The organism is Desulfothermus naphthae (genome assembly GCF_054657475.1).
In genome coordinates, this window is record NZ_BAAHYQ010000003.1 from 536646 (window position 1) to 561693 (window position 25048).

Consider the following 25048-nt stretch of genomic DNA (forward strand, 5'->3'; position numbering starts at 1 on the left):
TCATGGCTTTGCTCCTTATTAAACAAACTTCACATCCCCCACACCCATATCTCTTTGCCTCTGTATTTTTCCCTTCTCTCAAATATCTTCTCATCCCATGATTTGCCCTTTGTCTTATCAAATATCACAAGATGTCCTTCATCTGCACCACATCTGTCCATATATTCATAGGTCTGAGATAAGCCTTCTTCTATGGTCTTTTCCAGACTTTTATAAAGAACCTTAAGTTCTATCACCACCTTTTGCACTTTTTTTGCTTCAAGAAGACTACTTGTTCCAATAGGCCATATTAAAAGAAGATCTGTTCTCTTTCTGCCAAGTCCATATTCTCTCTCTATCCTCCCGCCGCTGTTAACAATTCTTTGCAAAAATGCCTGCATAAGTAGCTGTGGACCTGCTTCCTTGTATTGAAATCTCTCAAGCCAACTCTCACTGTGTTCTCTAAAAAACTCCTGAAATGCTCGCATAAGTTTTACCATATCAAGACTTCCATCTGGATTAACATACCACAAAGCATCATGGGTTATGGTTACCTGGGTGCTAAAGGTAAGTTCCCTTGGAATTATCTCCTGATATATCTTATTGGAAATCCTCAAATTCGGACGGGTCTTAATCAAACCTAAATCCTCTACATACAAAATATCATCAATTGATATTTCCTCTGGATTTTTGTCTCCTTCTAAAATTGCCTCTATTACCCTTTGAACCCTATCTTCCTTAAGCTTGTCTGCAAGTTGATCAATGTGGGTGTATCTCTCTAAAATAATCTTTTCCTTTGCTTCGGTGATAAAATCTTTTGTAATAATCGTATTTCTATCTCTTGCTTTTTTTAATTCAAAGCATGCAACATATCCCAGTGCATTTACAAGCCAGGGCTGGCCTTCTGTTAATTCCCATACATAATCTATAACACCATCTTCAAACCTTTGTCCCGTTTCCTCTGTATGTTGACTGTAAAGTATCTTTACTTCATGTATGTTAAAATCTCCAAGGTGTAAAGATTTGGCTTTGATGTTAAATGCACTTCCTCCTGTTATAATTTCCTTTTCTTTGCTTGAGTGTATGCGATAGTCCCTAACATCTCTTACTCCACACAATATAATGCTCTGGGGAAAACCTTCTGGTCTGTCTGTATAACCTGCTCTAAGTTGTCTTAATACACTGATTAATGTATCTCCAACAAGGCTGTCTATCTCATCTATCATTAAGACTATAGGATTTTTAGTATATTCGCTCATCATGCTAAGTAGTGCCTTAAATGCAGAATATTCTCCTGTTTGTTCAAGTATTTTTTTGTAATGTTCGAGAAAATAATCGTCTTTAAATGTCTTTTGATATCTATAGGCAACTTCATACATAATGGACTGTATTGCCCTATACACATCTTCTCTTGCCCCTTGAGCGCTTTCCACATTCACATATAGTGCCCTGTATTTGCCTTCTTTGTTGAGATATTCCTGCAAAGCAAGCAAACAGGTTGTTTTACCTGTTTGTCTTGGTGCATGAAGGACAAAATACTTTTTCTGATCAATTAGCATTAGCACTTCTTCTAAATCTAACCGCTCTAATGGCGGCAAACAATAATGATCCTCGCACCTTACAGGTCCTGCTGTATTAAAAAATCTCATGTGTGCTCCTTAAGTTATTGATTGTTTTTATAGCATATTTTTCTTTTATGATAATAAACCTATCCTTTATCTTCCTCATTACTACAAAAGGAATTTAATTTTCACATCCCCCACACCCATATCTCTTTGCCTCTGTATTTTTCCCTTCTCTCAAATATCTTCTCATCCCACGGTTTGCCCTTTGTCTTATCAAATATCACAAGATGTCCCTCTTCAGCACCACATCTGTCCATATATTCATAGGTCTGAGATAAACCTTCTTCTATGGTCTTATCCAAACTTTTGTATAAAACCTTGAGCTCTATCACCACCTTTTGCACTTTCTTTGCTTCAAGAAGGCTATTTGTCCCAATAGGCCATATTAAAAGAAGATCTGTTCTCTTTCTGCTAAGACCATATTCTCTTTCAATTCTTCCGCCACTATTAACAATTCTTTGCAAAAATGCCTGCATAAGTAGTTGTGGTCCTGCTTCCTTGTATTGAAATCTCTCAAGCCAGCTCTCACTGTGTTCTCTAAAAAACTCCTGAAATGCTCGCATAAGTTTTACCATATCAAGGCTTCCATCTGGATTTACATACCACAAAGGTTTAAATTGACCCTCTAGCTCTGTCTGTAACATATAGGTAATCTCTCTTGGGATGATCTCTCTGTATATGCCATTGGATATCCTTGGTCCTTCTTCCCTATCTCTTTTAACAAGACCTAAGTCTATAACATATTGAAGATCATCCTCTTTTATATTTCTTATGCCTTCGCCTTTTAAAATTGCTTCTATTACGCTCTTTACTCTCTCTTCCTTAAGCTTGTCTGCAAGCTGATCAATGTGGGTGTATCTCTCTAAAATAATCTTTTCCTTTGCTTCTGTGATAAGTTCTTTTATAATGGGCTTATTTCTATCTCTTCCCTCTTTTAACTTAAAACATGCAACATATCCCAATGCATTTACAAGCCAGGGCTGTCCTTCTGTAAGCTCCCATACATAATCTATAACCCCCTCTTCAAACTTTTGTCCTGTTTCCTCTGTATGTTGATTATAAAGGACTTTTATTTCTCTTTTATTAAAATCTCCAAGATGCAAAGACTCGGCTTTAATGTTAAATGCACTTCCTCCTGTTATAATTTCTTTTTCTTTGCTTGAGTGTATGCGATAGTCCCGAACATCTCTTACTCCACACAATATAATGCTCTGGGGAAAGCCTTCTGGTCTGTCTGTATAACCTGCTCTAAGTTGTCTTAATACACTGATTAATGTATCTCCAACAAGGCTGTCTATCTCATCTATCATTAAGACTATAGGATTTTTAGTATATTCGCTCATCATGCTAAGTAGTGCCTTAAATGCAGAATATTCTCCTGTTTGTTCAAGTATTTTTTTGTAATGTTCGAGAAAATAATCGTCTTTAAATGTCTTTTGATATCTATAGGCAACTTCATACATAATAGATTGAATTCCCCTGTACACATCCTCTCTTGCCCCTTGAGCACTTTCCACATTTACATATAATGCCCTGTATTTGCTTTCTTTGTTGAGATACTCCTGAAGTGCTAAAAGACAGGTTGTTTTACCTGTTTGTCTTGGTGCATGAAGCACAAAATATTTTTTCTGATCAATGAGCATTAGCACTTCTTCCAAATCAAAGCGTTCTAATGGTGGAAGACAATAATGATCCTCGCACCTTACAGGTCCTGCTGTATTAAAAAATCTCATGTGTGCTCCTTAAGTTATTGATTGTTTTTATAGCATATTTTTCTTTTATGATAGTAAACCTATCCTTTATCTTCCTCATTACTACAAAAGGAATTTAATTTTCACATCCCCCAGATCCATATCTCTTTGCCTCTGTATTTTTCCCTTCTCTCAAATATCTTCTCATCCCATGATTTGCCCTTTGTCTTGTCAAATATCACAAGATGTCCCTCTTCTGCTCCACATTTGTCCATATACTCATAGGTTTGAGATAAACCTTCTTCTATGGTCTTTTCCAGACTTTTATAAAGGACCTTGAGCTCAATAACCACCTTTTGCACCTTCTTTGCTTCAAGAACACTATTTCTCCCAATAGGCCATATCAAAAGAAGATCTGTCCTCCTTCTGCCAAGACCATATTCTCTTTCTATCCTTCCGCCACTGTTAACAATCCTTTGCAAAAATGCCTGCATAAGTAGTTGTGGCCCTGCTTCTTTGTATTGAAATCTCTCAAGCCAACTCTCGCTGTGTTCTCTAAAAAACTCCTGAAATGCTCGCATAAGTTTTACCATATCAAGGCTTCCATCTGGATTTACATACCACAAAGGTTTAAACTGGCTTTCTAGCTCTGTCTGTAACATATAGGTAATCTCTCTTGGAATGATCTCTCTGTATATGCCATTAGATATCCTTGGTCCTTCTTCCCTATCCCTTTTAACAAGACCTAAGTCTATAACATATTGAAGATCATCCTCTTTTATATTTCTTATGCCTTCGCCTTTTAAAATTGCTTCTATTACGCTCTTTACTCTCTCTTCCTTAAGCTTGTCTGCAAGTTGATCAATGTGGGTGTATCTCTCTAAAATAATCTTTTCCTTAGCTTCTGTGATAAGATCCTTTGTAATGAGTCTTTTTCTATCTCTTCCCTCTTTTAACTCAAAACATGCAACATATCCCAGTGCATTTACAAGCCAGGGCTGTCCTTCTGTTAAGTCCCATACATAATCTATAACCCCCTCTTCAAACTTTTGTCCTGTTTCCTCTGTGTGTTGGCTGTAAAGTATCTCTATCTCTTTTTTGTTAAAATCCCCGAGATGCAAGGACTTGGCTTTGATGTTAAATGCACTTCCTCCTGTTATAATTTCCTTTTCTTTACTTGAGTGTATGCGATAGTCCCTAACATCTCTTACTCCACATAAGATTATACTCTGGGGGAATGCCTTTGGTCTTAAATTATATCCTGCTCTAAGCTGTCTCAAAACACTGATCAAAGTATCTCCAACAAGACTATCTATCTCATCAATCATTACCACTACAGGTCTGGTGGACTTTTGGGTAACTTTTCTTAAGTAAGTTAAAAGGGCAGAATCTTCTCCATGTTCTCTTAATACTTTATTGTAATCTATGTCTAAACCTTCTTCCCAATACTCTTCTATCATTATTGTCATTGTACTTAAAATTGCCTTAATTCCCCTGTACACATCCTCCCTTGCCCCTTGAGCACTTTCCACATTTACATATAGTGCCCTGTATTTGCCTTCTTTATTCAGATACTCTTGAAGTGCTAAAAGGCAGGTTGTTTTACCTGTTTGCCTTGGTGCATGAAGGACAAAATATTTTTTCTGATCAATAAGCATTAGCACTTCTTCTAAATCTAACCGCTCCAATGGGGGCAAACAATAATGATCTTCGCACCTTACAGGCCCTGCTGTATTAAAAAATCTCATGGGTGCTCCTTAATTTTTTATAGCATATTTTCCTTTCTTGGTGCCAGACACACAATTTATGGAACACTATCTCAACATCTTCAGGAAGGAGAGAAGCTGCAATAACTCCTCTTGCACCAATAAGAGGCTTTCTTGTCCAGTAAAAAACATCTCCCAAAAAGGCGGTCTCCCTGCTCCTTTTTCAGAAGAAGACCTACGATTCACCTCACTAATAGGAAATTTAAGTGATTCCGCAAATCTTTTTTGCATTACCAAGACTCCTATGCTTTTGTCCTTTTGTACTCATTTTTTAAGCTTTTAAGATTACCATCTTGATTAGACTTTTTCTTTTATATAAGCAAAACGCACTCTTTTCTCTGTAGCTACTACAAAACTTCCAGTTAGTTTATCCTTATATTCTTTTATCAACTTTTCAAGCACTATGATTTTCAGATTTGAACGTTCATCTGTTAATCTTAAAAGGATAATTCCTTTATGCAGCTTTTTTTCTCTGTAAACCTTTGTTCCAAAATCTTTGTCAGCAGTAATTAAAATCCAACCCTCAGTATTAGCTTTTTCAATAAGCTGGTCATCAGAAGCTCCTCGTGCTTCTTCATATACAGAAAAAACTTGAAAGCCTTGTTCCCTGAGCCATTTTGCTACTTTAGGACCAACACATTCATCTACCGTAAATTTCATTAAACTACCTCTTTTTCTAATGGCATAAACTCGGTTTCAGAAAGAGTGCGGCTTGCAAAAAGAAGACAGGCAAAAATATCTTCTTTTGTAAGACCTTTATATTCATCCAGAATTTCTTTCACACTCACCCCATTAGCAAGGAGATTAAGTATGAACTCAACAGTCAAACGAGTCCCCTTAATAACAGGCTTTCCAACCATAACTTTAGGATTTATTTCTATTCTCTCAAGTAATTTGTTTTTTTTCATATTTTCTTTTCCTCCAGCAAAATATTTATTGTATTCCTTATGGATACTGGATTAAACACCCTCACATTATTTGACTCGCTAAACCTGTATCCATCGTAATAAAACTTGAGTTTCTTCATAGCTTTATCCAAAGTTAACTGATACACCTTAGCCAGATCTTCTAAATAATCCTTAAAATAAATCTTTACCTCTTCCTCTCTATAACCCAAAAAATCAGCAAACTCTCCTCTCATGGTTATATCTTGCAAGTTATTCCATTTGGAAAAAATAGAGACCTTGGAAAATCTGGATACTCCTGTTACAAAGACAAACTGGATTATATCCACCACATTTGCGCCTTTTAATACACCAAAAAAATTCTCCAGCATATCCCTGTTTTGAATTGCTACTTGCAGTTCTTTATCTCCCTTGCCTAAATGATTTATTATTGGCTTGTCATATTCATCAATTAAAATCACTACTTTTTGGTTAAATTTATGTATAAAGATACAATAAGCTGTTTGAAAAGAAATGAGAGATCATCTGATGATGGTCTTTTTATCTTATTAACCTCAAAATAGTAATGTTCTAAGGGAATTTTCAAGGTCTTTTGGGGTTTTATTATTTATTTCATTGAAGTCAAAAATAACAACAGGATATTTTTTAAATTCCCATTTGTCGTAAATAAAAAGACCCTCAAAAAGCTCTTTGTTTCCATAAAAAAGCTCTTTTAGAGTAGATATGGTTAAGGATTTACCAAATCTTCTGGGCCTTGATAAAAAATAACATTCTTCCTCTGTAATAAGCTTATATATCCATTTGGTTTTATCCACATATACAAGGTCCTTTTCTCTGAGTTTTCTAAAAGACGATGTATCAAGACCAAGTCTTTTTTTCATGGCTTTGCTCCCTTAATTAAACAAACCTCACATTCCCCACACCCATATCTCTTTCCCTCTGTATTTTTCCCTTCTCTCAAATATCTTCTCATCCCATGATTTGCCCTTTGTTTTATCAAATATTACAAGATGTCCTTCATCTGCTCCACATCTGTCCATATATTCATAAGTCTGAGATAAACCTTCTTCTATGGTCTTTTCCAGACTTTTATAAAGGACCTTGAGCTCAATAACCACCTTTTGCACCTTCTTTGCTTCAAGAAGACTGGTTGTTCCAATAGGCCATATCAAAAGAAGATCTGTCCTCCTTCTGCCAAGTCCATATTCTCTCTCTATTCTACCTCCACTATTAACAATTCTCTGTAAAAAAGCCTGCATAAGTAATTGTGGTCCTGCTTCTTTGTATTGAAATCTCTCAAGCCAGCTTTCACTATGTTCCCTGAAAAACTCCTGAAATGCCCGCATAAGTTTTACCATATCAAGGCTCCCATCTGGATTAACATACCACAAAGCATCATGGGTTATGGTTACCTGGGTGCTAAAGGTAAGTTCCCTTGGAATTATCTCCTGATATATCTTATTGGAAATCCTCAAATTCGGACGGGTCTTAATCAAACCTAAATCCTCTACATACAAAATATCATCAACTGGTATGTCCTCTGGATTTTTGTCTCCTTCTAAAATTGCCTCTATTACCCTTTGAACCCTATCTTCCTTAAGCTTGTCTGCAAGCTGATCAATGTGGGTATATCTCTCTAAAATAATCTTTTCCTTTGCCTCGGTGATGAAATCTTTTGTAATAATCTTATTTCTATCTCTTGCTTTTTTTAATTCAAAACATGCCACATATCCAAGTGCATTTACAAGCCAGGGCTGGCCTTCTGTAAGCTCCCACACATAATCTATAACCCCATCTTCAAACCTTTGTCCTGTTTCCTCTGTATGTTGACTGTAAAGTATCTCTATCTCTTTTTTATTAAAATCCCCAAGATGCAAGGACTTGGCTTTGATGTTAAATGCACTTCCTCCTGTTATAATTTCTTTTTCTTTGCTTGAGTGTATGCGATAATCCCTAACATCTCTTACTCCACATAGGATTATACTTTGAGGAAAACCTTCTGGTCTGTCTGTATAACCTGCTCTAAGTTGTCTTAAAACACTGATTAATGTGTCTCCAACAAGGCTGTCTATCTCATCAAGTAATAACACCACAGGCTTATTGCTTTTTTCTGTAAGTAAACACAAAAATTCTCTCAAGGCATCATCAGGTCCTCTTTTCTCTAAAATAAAACCAAAATCTTCTCCAAAGTCTTCTTTCCAGTATCTTCTAATACGAGATTCAATTATACTTAAAATAGTTTTAATGCCTAAATATACATCTTCCCTTGCTGCCTGAGCACCTTCTACATTTACATATAATGCCCTGTATTTGCGTTCTTTGTTGAGATACTCCTGAAGTGCTAAAAGGCAGGTTGTCTTACCTGTTTGCCTTGGTGCATGAAGGACAAAGTATTTTTTCTGATCAATTAGCATTAGCACTTCTTCTAAATCTAACCGCTCCAATGGGGGTAAACAATAATGGTCCTCGCACCTTACAGGTCCTGCTGTATTGAAAAATCTCATATATGCTCCTTAAGTTATTGATTGTTTTTATAGCATATTTTTCTTTTTATAATAATAAACCTATCCTTTATCTTCCTCATTACTACAAAAGGAATTTAATTTTCACATTCCCCACACCCATATCTCTTTGCCTTTGTATTTTTCCCTTCTCTCAAATATCTTCTCATCCCAACTCACATCTTTTCTTTTATCAAATATTACAAGATGTCCTTCATCTGCTCCACATCTGTCCATATATTCATAGGTCTGAGATAAGCCTTCCTCTATGGTCTTATCCAAACTTTTGTATAAAACCTTGAGCTCTATCACCACCTTTTGCACCTTCTTTGCCTCTAAAAGACTATTTGTCCCAATAGGCCATATCAAAAGAAGATCTGTCCTCCTTCTGCCAAGTCCATATTCTCTCTCTATCCTTCCGCCACTGTTAACAATCCTTTGCAAAAATGCCTGCATAAGTAGTTGTGGCCCTGCTTCTTTATATTGAAATCTCTCAAGCCAACTCTCGCTGTGCTCTCTAAAAAACTCCTGAAATGCCCGCATAAGTTTTACCATATCAAGGCTTCCATCTGGATTTACATACCACAAAGCATCATGGGTTATGGTTACTTGAGTGCTAAAGGTAAGTTCCCTTGGAATTATCTCCTGATATATCTTATTTGAAATCCTCAAATTCGGACGGGTCTTTATTAGACCTAAATCCTCTACATACAAAATATCATCAACTGGTATGTCCTCTGGATTTTTGTCTCCTTCTAAAATAGCCTCTATTACCCTTTGAACCCTATCTTCCTTAAGCTTGTCTGCAAGCTGATCAATGTGGGTATATCTCTCTAAAATAATCTTTTCCTTGGCCTCGGTGATGAAATCTTTTGTAATAATCTTATTTCTATCTCTTGCTTTTTTTAATTCAAAACATGCCACATATCCAAGTGCATTTACAAGCCAGGGCTGGCCTTCTGTAAGCTCCCACACATAATCTATAACACCATCTTCAAATCTTTGTCCTGTTTCCTCTGTGTGTTGGCTGTAAAGTATCTCTATCTCTTTTTTATTAAAATCCCCAAGATGCAAGGACTTGGCTTTGATGTTAAATGCACTTCCTCCTGTTATAATTTCTTTTTCTTTGCTTGAGTGTATGCGATAGTCCCGAACATCTCTTACTCCACATAATATAATACTCTGGGGAAAGCCTTCTGGTCTTAAATTATATCCTGCCCTAAGTTGTCTTAAAACACTAATCAAAGTATCTCCAACAAGGCTATCTATCTCATCAATCATCAATACTACTGGTTTGTCTGCTCTAATGTTAAGCACACTAAGAAGTTCTCTTAAACCATCATCTTCTCCTCTTTGTTTGAGTATCTCAAGCCAATCTTTCAAAATTTCCTGTTTCCAGAAAAACCTAACACCTGCTTCCAGAGAACTCATTATTGAGCGGATCCCCCTATACACATCCTCCCTTGCGCCTTGAGCACTCTCTACATTTACATATAGCGCCCTGTATTTGCCTTCTTTATTCAGATACTCTTGAAGTGCTAAAAGGCAGGTTGTTTTACCTGTTTGTCTTGGTGCATGAAGCACAAAATATTTTTTCTGATCAATTAGCATTAGCACTTCTTCTAAATCTAACCGCTCTAATGGAGGCAAACAATAATGATCCTCGCACCTTACAGGTCCTGCTGTATTGAAAAATCTCATGGGTGCTCCTTAAGTTATTGATTGTTTTTATAACATATTTTTCTTTATTATAATAATAAACCTATCCTTTATCTTCCTCATACATAAGGAATTTAATTTTCACATCCCCCACACCCATATCTCTTTGCCTTTGTATTTTTCCCTTCTCTCAAATATCTTCTCATCCCATGATTTGCCCTTTGTTTTATCAAATATTACAAGATGTCCTTCATCTGCACCACATCTGTCCATATATTCATAGGTCTGAGATAAACCTTCCTCTATGGTCTTTTCCAGACTTTTATAAAGAACCTTGAGCTCTATCACCACCTTTTGTATCTTCTTTGCCTCTAAAAGACTGGTTGTCCCAATGGGCCATATCAAAAGAAGATCTGTCCTCCTTCTGCCAAGTCCATATTCTCTCTCTATTCTGCCTCCACTATTAACAATTCTCTGTAAAAAAGCCTGCATAAGTAGTTGTGGTCCTGCTTCCTTGTACTTAAATCTCTCAAGCCAGCTCTCGCTGTGTTCTCTAAAAAACTCCTGAAATGCTCGCATAAGTTTTACCATATCAAGGCTTCCATCTGGATTTACATACCACAAAGGTTTAAACTGGCTTTCTAGCTCTGTCTGTAACATATAGGTAATCTCTCTTGGGATGATCTCTCTGTATATGCCATTGGATATCCTTGGTCCTTCTTCCCTATCTCTTTTAACAAGACCTAAGTCTATAACATATTGAAGATCATCCTCTTTTATATTTCTTATGCCTTCACCTTTTAAAATTGTTTCTATTACGCTTTTTACTCTATCTTCTTTAAGCTTGTCTGCAAGTTGATCTATGTGAGTATATCTTTCTAAAATTATCCTCTCCTTTGCCTCGGTAATAAGCTCTTTTGTAATTGGTTTACTCCTATCCCTACCCTCTTTTAACTTAAAACATGCAACATATCCAAGTGCATTTACAAGCCATGGCTGTCCTTCTGTAAGCTCCCATACATAATCTATAACCCCATCTTCAAACTTTTGACCTGTTTCCTCTGTATGTTGATTATAAAGGACTTTTATTTCTCTCTTATTAAAATCTCCAAGATGCAAGGACTCGGCTTTGATGTTAAATGCACTTCCTCCTGTTATAATTTCTTTTTCTTTGCTTGAGTGTATGCGATAGTCCCGAACATCTCTTACTCCACACAATATAATGCTCTGGGGAAAGCCTTCTGGTCTTAAATTATATCCTGCCCTAAGCTGTCTTAACACACTAATCAAAGTATCTCCAACAAGACTATCTATCTCATCTATCATCAATACAACAGGTCTAGTGGACTTTTGGGTAAGTTTTCTCAAGTAAGTTAAAAGGGCAGAATCTTCTCCATGTTCTCTTAATACTTTATTGTAATCTATGTCTAAACCTTCTTCCCAATACTCTTCTATCATTATTGTCATTGTACTTAAAATTGCCTTAATTCCCCTGTACACATCCTCCCTTGCGCCTTGAGCACTCTCTACATTTACATATAGCGCCCTGTATTTGTCTTCTTTATTCAGATACTCTTGAAGTGCTAAAAGGCAGGTTGTTTTACCTGTTTGTCTTGGTGCATGAAGCACAAAATATTTTTTCTGATCAATTAGCATTAGCACTTCTTCTAAATCTAACCGCTCCAATGGGGGTAAACAATAATGATCTTCACACCTTACAGGTCCTGCTGTATTGAAAAATCTCATGGGTGCTCCTTAATTTATTAGTTGTTTTTATAGCATATTTTTCTTTTAATTGCAGTACAACCTTCTTAATTCTTCATATTATCTTGACACAATTAATGCAATATTATCTCATTCTACACATATCACTTTTCTTACACTACTTCTAATACTCAGCTTAGAGTGTTCTGTTGTGTTGGTATCATTGCTTCCAGTAACAAGCCAAATCTTAGAACACTTTTCATCAAATGGACAATAAAGGTAATTTTTTAAAACATTTGTTGCCCATATTCTAAACATTGTGGCTTTTTTGGAATTAACCCTGTATCCTACGGAGATTATGACATCCTGGTTGTAATAGGTTATTTTTCTTTTAATTTTTCTCTTACCTTCAATTTGAACTGGTTCCAAAATGGAAACAGGTGACTCCCTTTGAAGCTCTCCAGAATCATATATATTTTTAATGTGTTTTGAAATCGCAGCCTTTTGAACATCAAAAAGTTCGGCAATTTGATTAAGAGATAGCCAAATAGTCTCTTCTCGCAAAGAGACTTCAATTTTTTTGTCCTTTTGCTGGTAAATGATTATTTCATTGGTAGTGGGCATAACTCTTATAAGGTCGTCAACTGATATTTTTAACTAGTTCAATTTTTATTAATTTCTCATAGAAATTTATTCTTTAAATTAACTATCAAATTCGAAAATACCATATCCAAGAGATGTCTTTGCTCCTATACCAAAATTTTTCAATGCATCTTCAAGCCACTCTTTTGCAGTTCTGATAAGACATTCGTCTTTATTCAAAAGAACAAAGTGAAAGGTAGTTCTCTCAACTGTAAGAAATTTAATTGGCTTAGGTTGTTGCCAGTCAGCAGGGGGAATATTATTGGAATAATAGTCAGGATAATGAGGATTCATGATATCAAGTTTGAGATTTGCTTCATTTATAGGTAACGCATCCATAAAAATAATATTTCCTTGCTGTTTTTGAGTACCAAATATTTTTTGAAAGGCCTCATCTTGTTCTGCGTTTTTCTCATTATTCTCAAATTTAGAAAGAATTATCCAGTGTCTTGTAACTCCTTTTACTGCGCTACCAGGAATATAAGGGATTCCATATATATGGTGAAGAGTCATTGAAGTTTCCTGAGGATGCGAAGCTCCAAGTCCCACAACAAGACGCCAGCTACACATTTTTTCAATCTCTTCTTTTTTGTATCCATTTATTTCAAATTCTGAAATAACAGTATATCTCCGTTTATTAATAAATTTTAAAAAAGTTTTTTCCCATTTAAATAATTCAATCTCTTCATTAACTTGTATCGTTAATTTATTCTTTTTAAAAAAACATCTTGGCGAGTTAAAAAGATAAAAGAAATTATCTCTTTCACCTATTTTAAAATTTTGAAAAACATTTTGCGTATCCTGAGGAAAATACTTATTATTATCAGGTATTGCAATTTTAGCCATTTTCTTCCTCCGAAACTTCAATCATACCTTCTCCTTTTAACACATTCAATCTTTACCCCTTTTCCTCATCCTCTATCTCAATATTCCCCTGTTTTAATGCCTCTATGATTTTATCTTCATATTCTGTTATTTTTAATTTGCCTGAGCTTGCTGAAATTGTGATTTTTACATTTAGTTCATCAAATCTGGTTTTTAAATAATTTACTACTCCTGCAATTGTAGAGATCTGGCCTATTGGGACATTAAGGGTTAAATTTAAGCTGGAAAGGGCATCTTTCGCATATTCTGCTGGAGGCTCATGTATTTGAGGAGGTTCAGGAGTTTTAGGAGTATGCTCTGGTTTAAACAGAGGTTGTTTTTTATCTTCTTTTTCCTGAGGTTGTTTTACGCATAGCTCTGGATTTATAATAATTTCTCCTTCATTTAATTCCACCTGTGGCTCTTCGCCTATAAATTTGCACTCAACATCTCCATTTTGTAAGTAGCCATATCCAAAAAGTTTATTTTTAACACCTTCTTTTATGCTTTTTATAAAGGCATCTTTTGAAGTAAGTCTTATTTCTCCAGGAGTTTTTAAAAATGCCTCATAAAGCACCTTTGCTTCCAGATGTTTTTTATCTGCAAGGTATTTATTTTTAATGACCATTGGCGCAATCTTTTCAAGTATTTCTCCTTTACTTCGCAGGCTCTCGTATATTTCTTTATCAAGCATATTCTCCACATAGCTTGGAAGTCCCAGATCAATTTCCTTAAAACCTTGTTTTGAAGGCAAAAATATTTTGCGGTACAGTTTTCTTAAGGTTTCATATTCCCTGTCTTTTTGCGCCCTTAACTTATTTTTTATTTCTTTTTTCTGCCCTTCAGTCAAATTTAGCTTTGTTTCAGCTTCAATGGATTTTAAGGCAAGTGTTTTTCTCAAAAACATAATAAATTGTTCTTTATATTCATCATCCAGACAAAAAAATATCAAACTATTTTTATATATCCTTGGAGACTCTCCATATTTTTCAAAAAACTCTCTGTCAGGTTCTTTAGCCTTTAAAATAATGAGTTTTAGCTCTGGGGTATCAGGAATATCCCTTGAAAGTCTGGGATATAAAAATGTTTTCATCTTAGGTGGTCTTGAGATGTGGTTTTTTATGATATTTTGTTCTTGTTTTTCAATTTCATCTAATGATACATTTTCCTCTTTTGAAAGGATAATTCTGTTTAAATTAGGCTGGTTTGTAAAATATAGCCCCTCATCTGAGAGATAAAATAAGCGTTCTTTTAAATTGCTGAGAGCAGTGTCCACAACATTGCTTGAAAACTCAGGATATACACAGGACAATTTTATATCTTTCACGCTTGCCTCCATTTTCCCTTTTCCAGAAAAGGAATACATAAAAATAGCAGTAGTAACAGCACTTCCAAGTTTATAGGGTTTGTATGCGCTTCCAAGTTCATCATCTACTTTTTTTGCACCAGCAGATTTTGATGTGATGTCCTGTGAGATAATGCTGTCCCATTCGTTTCCTATGTGTTTTATGAGTTCCCGTTTAATTTCTTCGTTTTTAAGGTCAAAATCTGCTATGCGAATAAAGGGAATATTTTTGTCCAAAAGACTGTAAACAACCAAAGAAAGAAGCCTTAACACACCTCTGGTTCTTTGAAATTCTGGAAAAGAGCCCCATCTTTTGTAGAGCACATCTATTACTTCTGGTTTAAATGGATAGGAGTTTATAAATTTTTCTCTGTAATCTAAAGATTCTTCTTTTGAGATAAGTCCTTCTGAGACTGCATATTCCACAAACACATCCACTATTTCTTTGATTTGTTTTTCATCCACCTTGCTAAAAAGTCTTGTTCTTATCACAAGCTCTATTTCATCGTCTGCCACAGGCGCATATATTTTTTCTGTTCTTCCTGTTATTTTTTGAAGTTGCTGGAACATCCTTTCAGATGTTTCATCATATCTTTCCAAAATACTTGATGGCAAAGTTAAGACCAAAAGAGCATTTCCCACAGTTGCCACTGCTGCTGTGAGTTCTTGAACAAAGGCAAGGGTTTGAGATGCAAGGTTAGAATCTCCAACCTTTACTCCGGCGGCCTTTGTGGCGTATTGAAGAAGCTCATCAATTAAGATCAATACAGGAGAGTTTTCAGACAAAATATTTATTAGCGCCTGCTTTCCTGGAGATATTTCTCCTTTGGTGAGTTCAATTTTCCCTGTAAGCTGTCTTTCAATCTCTTCCCACAATCTCACTTCTTTTGGATTGTGCGCTGTGCCATCAAATACCACCACTTTAGCATTCCACTCTCTTGCCTTATGATAAAGGGAAATAAGGGTGTGGGTTTTACCGCCGCCAAAAGGGGTCTGAAGCTGAATAACAGAATCTCCGCTTTTACCTTGAAGCCTTGATTTCACTACCTCAAGGATATTTAAAAGTCCCTTGGTCTTGTATGTTTTTTTAAAAAACAAATCACGATCTTGATAATCCAGAGGTGCTTTGCCCTCTGCCACCTGCCATAGGTCTGCGGCAAACACATCCATTTGAAGTTTGCCTTTTAAAATATCTTCATGAGGTGTTGCCACCTGAGTAAATGGCTTCATCAGATTAACCTCCCTATATCCTGAGTCACTATCCTTGTTACCTTAAAATCGTAAATTGGCGCCCAGATGGGGTGTTATTTCATTAAAAAATTGTTTAAAACTAATTTTTTGCTTCATCCCTTATAGGCTATTAAATAATTTAGGGGTCAATCTATTTATACGAAAGTCTATAAGCAACTCCTGGAATTTGGGGTCTTTTAGGGGATCCTGTTCAAAATAAAAGAGATGGGAATTGCACTTACAGTCAGATGAACCAAATCCTGATATTGGCTTTCCTAAATTGGCTAATTTTTTGGCTATAATACACTCTAAAGGTTCATAACTTCTAATGGGAATGGCCACTTTCTTTTTTGCTTCTTTAGTTAAATAATCAATATGCCAGTGAAGTTTCTTTTTTTTTCTTAAGTGTCTATTTATTCTACTAGTGAGTCCTTTTTTTGCGGACCCCACATAGATATAATAACCTTTTTCTAAAAAAAAGCTCTTCTTTCCCGCAACAATATCCTTAGAGTTATCTAAAAAAATCCAGATAAGATAACATCCTGAATCTCTTAGTTCTTTTTCAATAAGTTCAAAGGGTATCTTGACTTCTTTTACAAAGGATATCTTTTCAACATTTTCATCAAAACCAAGACTTATAGCCCTTATGTCCAATTTTTTAGATAGATCAATAAGGTTTTTTGAAAAAGTTAAATCCACATGGAAAGCAGGCATGAAAAAGGATATGTCAGGATTCATTATGACAAAAAGAAGTGCCCCCTTTTGATTTAAGGGATTTAAATTGGCAAGTTCTTGAATGTGACGAGTTCCTCTTTTAGTCTCTGCGTCGGGAAACATTCCTATATCTTTTCCAAAGAGGGTGCAGGTTTTTACTTCTAAAAACATGAATTTTTCGCAATCTTTGGTAATATTTCTGAGCAAAAAATCAATTCTTCCTTTTCCCAATCTTACTTCATCCTTAAAAAATTCCCAATCTCTCCAAAAGGGAAGTCTTTTATTCAATAACAGAGATTTTACTATTTTGTTAGTTAAGTGGGTATGAAGTAAAATCCAGGTGTTGTGTTTTTTACAGGCCAAAAGGGTATATGGGAGTTTTGTATGGGAATGATTTTTTACAATCAATACTTCTGTGTTTGGAATTAGAAGTTCCCACAGTCTTCCAGGATTAGGAAGATAGGCCAAAGTTTTTTTAGAATTTACAATTACCTCTACTGTAAATCTATTGAGTCTCTTTAAAAAAAGACCTTTTATTTTTTTAAAACTAAAGGGATAGGTTAGCATTTAAAAAATTTTAAAGAAAATATAAATTTTTTCAAGACCAAATGGCAAATTTAAAATTTTCAAAAACTTTTAGAAGACAAAACAGAAGATTTCAATTGGTGAGAAGATTCTACCCAAAAATTTTTTTAAAAATCCCTCTTTTGAGGGATTGATTTTTTTTAACACCGGATATCCTTTTAAAAAAGGAATTGAAGGAGGGTTGTTATGAGAAATTTATTAATTAAAAAAATGATTTTTTTGTTTTTAATCTGTTTTTGGGTTGCAGGTCCCTTTGGTATGGCAAAGGCTATGGTTGGAGCCCCACCCAATACTATAACAGTAACTTTTAATGATTTTTCTAATTCTTCAAATTTACAGCTAAATGGGAATGCTTCCATCACAAATGGAATATTGAGGCTTACTCCAGACCAAGGGGAAAAGAGGGGAAGTGCTTTTTATAAAACTCCAATCTTTATAAGTGATTACTTCAGCACAAAATTTACCTTCCAAATTCATGATGGGGGGTATAATGGTCAAGACAGAGGAGATGGATTTGCCTTTGTGGCTCAAATATCTTCTAATGGAACCTCGGCCCTGGGTGCAGGAGGAGGTGGATTAGGTTACAAAGGGATTTCTCCAAGTATAGCAGTAGAATTTGATACTTTTAAAAATGACAATTATAGCGATCCAAGTAAATATCATGTTGGTTTAGATCTAAATGGCAATATGACTTCGGTTAAAACTACAGATGTAGTTTCCAGCTCGCTATATAGTAATAACTCCAATAGATATGCATGGATTGACTACGATGAGGGATGGATCAAGGTTTATTTATCAAATTCTAATAATAAACCCGATAATCCAACTCTGAGTTATGAGATTGGAAATTTGGGTAATTATGAAAATGTATATGTAGGTTTCACCGCAGCAACTGGGGGTGCTTATGAAATACACGATATTATCTCTTGGGAATTTACTACACAAAAGCCTGTGGCTGCTCCCCTGCCAGCAGCTATTTATCTCTTAGGCTCAAGTCTGATGGGGTTATTGGTTGTGAGAAGAAGGATGAATCTTATGGAATCGACAATGTAAAAATATTTGCCATTCCAGTCCCTATCCCTGCAAGTGTTTGGATTTTGGGCTCCGGTCTGTTTGGGCTTTTATGTATAACACGTCGGCATAGAATTAATTTTTAGAGGTGCTATATTTTTTGAGCTTCTTTTGAAAGTTTTTTCAGGTAGGTTCCAGAACCTTAAATAATTAATTGCTTATGCTTGATGTAATTGCAGATTTTAGAAATAAGATAAAAAAGCCATCTCTAAAGGGAGATGGCTTTTTTATCTTACTTATATTCAGATATATTATCTTCTAGATCTTGCTTCGTTTACCCTCAGTCTGCGTCCATCAAGTTCTTTTCCATTAAGACCTTCAATTGCCCTATTAGCACCATCTGTATCCATTTCCACAAAACCAAAACCTCTGGACCTTCCAGTTTCCCTGTCCCTGATCAGGTTGAAAGAATGAACTTCTCCGTACTCAGAAAAAGTTCCATTACCTGTTCTTCTCTTACGCTGTAAGGAATGTTTCCCACATACAAATTCTTCATAAAAAAATCTCCTAAAAAATAAAATTAAAAGTTACACAATTGTGTTAACCAATGATGAGACTATTTCATACTTTATTTGTAATGTCAATTAAAAATTAAAAGAAAATATAATTTTTTGAATTATTCTATTATTGACTAATTTAGTCTATAAATTTAAAATGTTATAAAAACAATAAAGCATAATAACACATGAATATAACTAAATACAAAAAAATAATCTTTGTACATAAAGGCGCATTAGGTGATTTTTTACAAATATGGCCTAGTTTATGTAATATTGTAGAATTTTATAAAAATAAGATTGAGTTTTATTTTTATGGAAAACAATATTATAATTATTGGATAAAGCCTTTAAATATAAAATTTCTTCCATGGAAATATAGGATACTTTTGGATAAAATATATTTAAATGAAAAACTTTCCTCAGAATTTAACGACTCTTTAATTATCTGGTTTGTTTTAAAGAAAAATATATCAAATCAAAAATATCATAATGTAATATTTTTAAAAGGGATTTTAGAAAACAAAGAAGAAAAAGTCTGGAAACAGTATCTAAATCAATTACAAAATATAGGATTAGATAGTTGTGTAGATTGGCAAAAAATATGGTCATTTTATTTTAAAAGACAAAGCAACTCCAATTTTGTAACAATTTTTCCAGGCTCTGGTCATAGACTAAAAAATTGGCCCATTGAAAATTTTATAAAACTCGCAGAGATATTGTTGTCCATGGGTCAAAATGTTAGATTTGTGATGGGCCCTGCAGAATTAGAGCGATTTGATCTTAATTTTTTTTCCAAGTTTTCTGTTTTAGTATCACAAGACGTTTATACACTTCAGAACATAATCTTAGAATCTAAATTAGTAATTGGGAATGACAGTGGTCCAATGCACCTTGCTGGGATGAATCAGGTGCCTAACATAACTATATTTGGTCCAACAAATCCTAAATTATGGGGGCCTATTGGGTCGTTAATTATTTCTCCAAATATTAGCTGTTCACCTTGTACATCAATTATAGATATTAAATGTGATAAAATGTTGTGTCTTAAAGAGATTACAGTGGATACAGTATTGGATAAGATTAAAATATATTTTAATCTTCTTTGACATTGATATTTAAAAAATTATTTGAGAAAATGATTTAATTTCTCCCCTTGCCGAGAATCGCTGAAATTAGCTCGTTTTTCTTGACACAATGAAAAAGTCTTACTAAGTTCTTGAATATTCAATAAAAATTGACCAGAAAAACACTTACATGTAACCCACATACTTAATATGAACGTTGTTACTTATTTTATTGCCTTAATTATTTTTTTATTTCAAGTCGCAAGTGCCCTTCATGCACTTTTTTATAAAAAAGATCCAAGGGAGGCCTGGGTATGGATAATTCTATATTTTATGTTTGGAATAAATAGGGTCAAATTAAAGGCAAAAAAATAAGATGGTTTTGGCCTGATGTAATTAATAACGACTTGGTTCTGATCAATAACAAAGACAAATACCTCAATTCTTCTTATAGATTCTTTGTAATCCCCCCTGATTTTCATCAAATTGCAAAGATTTCTGATTCAATATCAAAATTTCCCCTTGTGTCTGATAATAATATTGAGATTTTACACAATGGAGATGATGCATATCCTTCGATGTTATATCAAATAAAACATGCTAAAGAATCTGTTTTTTTGCAAACCTATATATTTGAAAGAAGAAAAATTGGAAAACAATTTGTAGAACCACTAAAACATGCTAAAGACAGAGGAGTGGATGTAAGGGTAATTGTTGATGGTATTGGAGAGTGGTACTCTTATCCAACCATTGGCCCATATCTAAGAAAAAACAACATACCTTTCACTAGGTTTCTTCCTCCAAGATTATATCCTTTCTCTCCTCTAATAAATCTGAGAAATCACAGAAAAATACTGGTTGTTGACGGAAAAGTGGGGTTTACAGGAGGAATTAATATTAGAGACAAACACATAATCTCTCAATATAAAAAAAGAAATAAGATTCAAGATATTCATTTTAAACTAACTGGACCTATAGTGGGACAGCTTGAACAAATATTTATAGATGATTGGTTTTTTTGTACAGGTGAGAAAATAAAAAAACAAAGATTACCACCTGAACCTAAGGGAGAGGCTATTTGTAGATGCATAACTGTTGGCCCAGATGATGACTTAAATTCCTTAACCATCCTCCTGGTCGGTGCAATTTCACTAGCAAAAGAATATATTTACATCATGAGTCCTTATTTTCTCCCTAATAGGGAAATAATCGGGGCACTCCAATCAGCAGCTTTGAGGGGAGTTGATGTAAAAATAATACTTCCTGAAAAAACAACATTCCCTACGTTCATTGGGCCACAAGGAATATGCTCTGGGAACTGCTAATGTATGGGGTAAAAGTCTATTTTCAACCTCCACCTTTTTGTCATTCAAAGATATTTGTCCTGGATGGTTTTTATTCATTATAGTTATCCGCACAATTTCATATAATATGGGGTGCCCTTTAAAAATTTTTCTATCCAACTTTTAGCAAAACTTAGTTTTTTACATAACCTATTCCATGCTTCTGATATAACCTCCTTCATCTCTTTTATATCTTTTACAAAAACTAATGAAAGCACTCTTTTTATACTTTTCCAGATATACTCAATAGGATTTAACTCTTGTGAATAAGGGGGAAGATAGACTAGATAAATATCTAACTCAGATGCCTTCTCTCTTACTACTTTACTCTTATGGGATGAAAAATTATCTATTATTGCTACTATCGCTTTATATTTCTTATTTACTTCTCTTATCTTTTCTAAAAACTTAGCTATTGATAAGTCTTTTGAATCTTCTAAAAATGATTTTACACTTTCTCCTTTTATAGCATAAAAACCTATTGTGTTTGTCTTGAACTTTGTTGTATTTTTTATAATTCTTGTCTTCTCAAAACTCCATACCCTTACTGTATTGGCGGTGTTCTGCGGACTTGTTTCATCTATAAAACCTATTGCTATCTCCTCTTCTTTAAATCCTTTCTCCTTTAACAGAGAAAAAGTAAGTTGAAGTTGATTCTCTAATATCTTCTCTCCATCTTTTGGTTTCCTATAATCCATCGGATATGGTTTAGAAAAATGCATCTTAAGCTTATCTCTCAATATCCTTACTACATGGTCTTGGGAGTATTCTATATCAAAAGTATCTTTTATCAATGCCCTTACTTCTTTTGTAGTCCAATAAGCTCTCTTTTTAAGTAATTCCTTAAGCTTTTTTAAATCTTCCTCTGATAGCCTACTTGGCCTTCCTCCCCCTTTTCCTCTTCCTTTACCTTTTATCCCTTTATAACCCTCTTGGTTCCATTCCCTTATCCATAAGTATCCTGTCGATTGGGCTATCCCACAACCGCTACACGCCTTTTCAAAATCTATCCCTTCTCTTATAAGATTTAGAAAAATAAGTTTTACCAAAATATTGTCTTTCTTCTCACCCTTTAATTTTTCCTTTAGCTCTTCTATATTTTTAACCTTAATACGTTCCCCTTTCATAAATATTCATTATATCAAATCGTTCCTATTATATCAAGTTCTGAAGGATACTATAAACTTAACCTCTTTATCCTCTACAAAAGGATATAGAGCCACCTTTTTGTTTTTTTTCTTGGCAAGCCAGAATTGCCTCATGAGGGGAATCTCAGCACCGCAGGTCGGGTTTTGACATGGAATTGTCCTTGCCCAGATGTAGCCTACAGGAATAAAACCGTCTTCATCTTGAGGATAAAACCTTCCAATTTCTTTTTTTGCTTCTTTAAGTACCCAATCTCCCCATTTTTTTACATCTTCAAGGAGGGGATTTATCTCTTTTTCCACTTCAAATCCAAACTCGTTTTTTACCTTTTTAAGTGTCTTTTTTTCAAACTTCTGCGGGTATTCAAGAGTACACTTTAAGATAAGATTGGCAACTGGGTTGTAATCAACAGCATGGGCCTCACATCCAAGGCGAAGGGCTTCCAAAGGAATTGCTCCACCGCCTGAAAAGGGATCTAAAACCCTTGGAGGCTTTCCTCCGTTTGCCTCTAAAATGTCCTTTCTTGCTTTTTCAATGATGTGGGGATTTAGTGAATTTTCCCATTTTGATAGCTCTATTATAAATTGCCTTGTTTTATCCCACTGCTCTGGATTTTCAGAAGCAGGAATAAGTGCTGCATAATTTGTTGCCCTTGATGATGCCAGAGGACGCCTTGCCCACCAGATGTGAAGGGTTGAAATATGGCCGTGCCTTATGTTTTTTTCTTTTGCTGAGATCTTGCTTATCTCTTTTACCGGGAAACTGACCTCTATAAAGCGTTTAGTTTTCATTATTTTCTCCTTCTGCCTTTAAGATTCCTATCTACACAAGCTGTTACAAATCTCTACAGAAAAAACTATTTTTTTCGTATTCTTTAAATATACAGAACAGACTTTATCTGTCTCTCACTCAGTCATATCTTTCTCAAATTTATCATCCCAGATTTAAAAGCCACTTCCATAACGGAATAAAGTCAATCTCAAAGCCATTTATCTTTTTTTTATCTTCAGTATCTGAGGTAATTATAGTTCCTTTTTTTAGACCCAGCTCTTTTAAACCATAAATAAGACTTGTTATTTCTCTTTTCAGAACTTTATCATTATGTATGTCAAAACAAACCTGAATAGCATCTATTATCTTTTTTTTGTCTCTAACTATAAAATCAATCTCCCTTCCTCTTTTGTCTTTGTAATAATATAACTCTTTCCCTCTTCGCTTTAATTCAATAAAAACAGTATTTTCATAAAGTTTTCCCATATCCTGTGAAGAAGAATATGCAACAGCTTCAATAAATCCGTTGTCTATTGTATATATCTTTTTTATTTTTGTATGAATTTCTTTTAAAGAATGAGCAAACCTTGAGAGTTCAAAAAACATATATGTTGAGGTAAGATAATCAACATAATTTTTTACAGTATGAACACTTCCAAGTGAATAAATGTTTTTTATCCTATTATAAGAAAATTCATTTGCACTGTTTGACAGAAGAAAATGCGCAATCTCTTTAATTGTCCTAACCTCTTTTACTTTATATCTGTTTACAACATCTTTTGTGATAACATCTGAAAAAAGAGTTCTCAATAAAGATGGTTCTTTATACTTTACCATTTCAGGAAACCCGCCAGATTTTATATATTCATCCAGCAGTTTTCTCAGTTTTGCCTTTATTTCTGTTTTGTAGAAACTTTTTTGCTGAATCACCTCATCTAATGGGAATTTCTTGTAAATTAAAAATTCCTTAAAAGAAAAAGGAAAGATTTCAATGTCCACATACCTTCCTGTTAAAAATGTAGCAAGTTCAGATGAAAGAAGCTTTGCATTTGAACCTGTGATATAAACTTTATATCCTTGATTAAAGAGTCTTGTTACAAACCTTTCCCAATCTTCAAGATTTTGAATTTCATCAAAAAATATTACCTTTTTCTCACCAAATAAGATATGAAAAGTTTCCAGAACCTTATTCATATCCTCAGATTTGAGAGAAGAGAGCCTTTCATCATCAAGATTGAGATAATAAACATCATCCATCCCATAATATTTATTAACAATCTGGGAGAGAAAGACGCTTTTTCCCGCCCTTCTATGACCTGTAATTACAACTATGTGTTTTAGTCCATAAAATCGCTGAATATCTTCTATTGCATCTCTGAGAATATATTCTGATGAGGGTCTGATAAGTTCTTTTTGCTCTATTAACACCTGTTTTAACAAACTCTCTAATATCATATCTACACCTTATTGCAAATAATTCCGTTTTTTTTTGTAATATACTGCAAATAATTCCATATTTTCAAGAAAAACTTTCACTCTCCCAAAAAAATCCTGTAATATGTCTCTATGCCCTAGTTTCTAATCTAAAATTAACTTATAAAAAGACGATTTTTTTACTCTGTCTCCATTGCCTTATATGTGTGTTTGTTAATCCCATTAAAATCAAAAATAATAATGGGATGCTTTTTAAATTTCCGCTTTTCATAAAAAAAGTCCTTTATAAAATTCTTTGTTTAAAAAAGTCCTTTAGAGGAGATACGGTTAAGGATTTGCCAAATCTTCTGGGCCTTGATAAAAAATAACATTCCCCCTCTGTAATGAGCTTATATATCCATTTGGTTTTATCCACATACACAAGGTCTTTTTCTCTGAGCTTTCTAAAAGATGATGTGTCAAGACCAAGTCTTTTTTTCATGTTCTTGCTCCATAAAAGGGTTGTTTAA

Annotated in this window: 20 protein-coding genes and 2 pseudogenes; 3 read left to right on the top strand and 19 right to left on the bottom strand. The window is 34.5% G+C overall.

The annotated features are described in order from the left end of the window. Positions 1 to 29: 29 nt before the first annotated feature. From ACYQ1E_RS14320 to sfsA, 14 genes and pseudogenes are all read right to left on the bottom strand, one after another. On the bottom strand, positions 30 to 1628 hold the full coding sequence (locus ACYQ1E_RS14320; RefSeq protein ID WP_459880791.1) for an AAA family ATPase: 1599 nt from the start codon (positions 1626 to 1628) through the stop codon (positions 30 to 32). A 101-nt stretch (positions 1629 to 1729) separates the two neighbouring features. Continuing rightward, entirely contained in the window at positions 1730 to 3337 is a 1608-nt protein-coding gene (locus tag ACYQ1E_RS14325) for an AAA-like domain-containing protein (protein WP_459880794.1), read from the bottom strand. Between the two features lie 101 nt (positions 3338 to 3438). Continuing rightward, positions 3439 to 5043: an ATP-binding protein gene (locus ACYQ1E_RS14330; protein WP_459880797.1), complete on the bottom strand. Its 1605-nt coding sequence runs from the start codon at positions 5041 to 5043 to the stop codon at positions 3439 to 3441. Beyond that, positions 5030 to 5200 carry a DUF1156 domain-containing protein gene (locus ACYQ1E_RS14335; protein WP_459880800.1) on the bottom strand — a complete coding sequence of 57 codons (171 nt, stop codon included), beginning with the start codon at positions 5198 to 5200 and terminating at the stop codon, positions 5030 to 5032. Before ACYQ1E_RS14335 ends, ACYQ1E_RS14330 begins: the two co-directional genes overlap by 14 nt. A 158-nt stretch (positions 5201 to 5358) precedes the next feature. Next, on the bottom strand, positions 5359 to 5721 hold the full coding sequence (locus ACYQ1E_RS14340) for a DUF5615 family PIN-like protein (RefSeq protein WP_459880803.1): 363 nt from the start codon (positions 5719 to 5721) through the stop codon (positions 5359 to 5361). Further along, positions 5721 to 5969: a DUF433 domain-containing protein gene (locus ACYQ1E_RS14345; RefSeq protein ID WP_459880806.1), complete on the bottom strand. Its 249-nt coding sequence runs from the start codon at positions 5967 to 5969 to the stop codon at positions 5721 to 5723. The genes ACYQ1E_RS14340 and ACYQ1E_RS14345 overlap by 1 nt, the downstream gene beginning before the upstream one ends. Continuing rightward, positions 5966 to 6847 (bottom strand): annotated as a pseudogene (locus tag ACYQ1E_RS14350) (AAA family ATPase). Before ACYQ1E_RS14350 ends, ACYQ1E_RS14345 begins: the two are co-directional and overlap by 4 nt. Positions 6848 to 6874: 27 nt before the next feature. Beyond that, positions 6875 to 8470: an AAA family ATPase gene (locus ACYQ1E_RS14355; protein ID WP_459880809.1), complete on the bottom strand. Its 1596-nt coding sequence runs from the start codon at positions 8468 to 8470 to the stop codon at positions 6875 to 6877. A 102-nt stretch (positions 8471 to 8572) separates the two neighbouring features. After that, positions 8573 to 10168, bottom strand: a complete 1596-nt coding sequence (locus ACYQ1E_RS14360) for an ATP-binding protein (RefSeq protein WP_459880812.1) — start codon at positions 10166 to 10168, stop codon at positions 8573 to 8575. 99 nt (positions 10169 to 10267) lie between these two features. Continuing rightward, positions 10268 to 11872 carry an ATP-binding protein gene (locus ACYQ1E_RS14365; protein WP_459880815.1) on the bottom strand — a complete coding sequence of 535 codons (1605 nt, stop codon included), beginning with the start codon at positions 11870 to 11872 and terminating at the stop codon, positions 10268 to 10270. Positions 11873 to 11980: 108 nt separating this feature from the next. Further along, positions 11981 to 12454: a virulence RhuM family protein gene (locus ACYQ1E_RS14370; RefSeq protein WP_459880817.1), complete on the bottom strand. Its 474-nt coding sequence runs from the start codon at positions 12452 to 12454 to the stop codon at positions 11981 to 11983. A 78-nt stretch (positions 12455 to 12532) separates the two neighbouring features. Next, on the bottom strand, positions 12533 to 13318 hold the full coding sequence (gene cmr6, locus ACYQ1E_RS14375; protein WP_459880820.1) for a type III-B CRISPR module RAMP protein Cmr6: 786 nt from the start codon (positions 13316 to 13318) through the stop codon (positions 12533 to 12535). 52 nt (positions 13319 to 13370) lie between these two features. Continuing rightward, complete coding sequence (locus ACYQ1E_RS14380; protein ID WP_459880823.1) at positions 13371 to 15911, bottom strand: DUF499 family protein; 2541 nt, start codon at positions 15909 to 15911, stop codon at positions 13371 to 13373. Between the two features lie 120 nt (positions 15912 to 16031). After that, entirely contained in the window at positions 16032 to 17192 is a 1161-nt protein-coding gene (sfsA, locus tag ACYQ1E_RS14385; protein WP_459880825.1) for a DNA/RNA nuclease SfsA, read from the bottom strand. A gap of 204 nt (positions 17193 to 17396) precedes the next feature. Between sfsA and ACYQ1E_RS14390 the strand changes: the two genes are divergently transcribed. Next, the gene (locus ACYQ1E_RS14390; RefSeq protein WP_459880828.1) at positions 17397 to 18263 is read left to right on the top strand and encodes an L-type lectin-domain containing protein; all 867 of its coding nucleotides are present in this window, start codon (positions 17397 to 17399) and stop codon (positions 18261 to 18263) included. Positions 18264 to 18532: 269 nt separating this feature from the next. Here the strand turns inward: ACYQ1E_RS14390 and rbp are convergent. Beyond that, positions 18533 to 18777, bottom strand: a pseudogene (rbp, locus tag ACYQ1E_RS14395) (RNA-binding regulator). Between the two features lie 189 nt (positions 18778 to 18966). Here rbp and ACYQ1E_RS14400 point away from each other — a divergent pair. Both ACYQ1E_RS14400 and ACYQ1E_RS14405 read left to right on the top strand, forming a co-directional pair. Next, positions 18967 to 19887 carry a glycosyltransferase family 9 protein gene (locus ACYQ1E_RS14400; protein ID WP_459880831.1) on the top strand — a complete coding sequence of 307 codons (921 nt, stop codon included), beginning with the start codon at positions 18967 to 18969 and terminating at the stop codon, positions 19885 to 19887. 482 nt (positions 19888 to 20369) lie between these two features. Beyond that, complete coding sequence (locus ACYQ1E_RS14405; RefSeq protein ID WP_459880834.1) at positions 20370 to 21170, top strand: phospholipase D-like domain-containing protein; 801 nt, start codon at positions 20370 to 20372, stop codon at positions 21168 to 21170. Between the two features lie 83 nt (positions 21171 to 21253). Here the strand turns inward: ACYQ1E_RS14405 and ACYQ1E_RS14410 are convergent, their stop codons facing one another. From ACYQ1E_RS14410 to ACYQ1E_RS14425, 4 genes are all read right to left on the bottom strand, one after another. Then, the gene (locus ACYQ1E_RS14410; protein ID WP_459880837.1) at positions 21254 to 22315 is read right to left on the bottom strand and encodes an IS630 family transposase; all 1062 of its coding nucleotides are present in this window, start codon (positions 22313 to 22315) and stop codon (positions 21254 to 21256) included. 33 nt (positions 22316 to 22348) lie between these two features. After that, positions 22349 to 23125: a DUF1156 domain-containing protein gene (locus ACYQ1E_RS14415; protein ID WP_459880840.1), complete on the bottom strand. Its 777-nt coding sequence runs from the start codon at positions 23123 to 23125 to the stop codon at positions 22349 to 22351. A gap of 142 nt (positions 23126 to 23267) precedes the next feature. Then, positions 23268 to 24560 (bottom strand): ATP-binding protein, encoded by a 1293-nt coding sequence (locus ACYQ1E_RS14420; RefSeq protein ID WP_459880843.1) that lies wholly within the window; start codon positions 24558 to 24560, stop codon positions 23268 to 23270. A gap of 262 nt (positions 24561 to 24822) precedes the next feature. Next, complete coding sequence (locus ACYQ1E_RS14425) at positions 24823 to 25020, bottom strand: AAA family ATPase (protein WP_459880846.1); 198 nt, start codon at positions 25018 to 25020, stop codon at positions 24823 to 24825. Between the last annotated feature and the right edge of the window lie 28 nt (positions 25021 to 25048).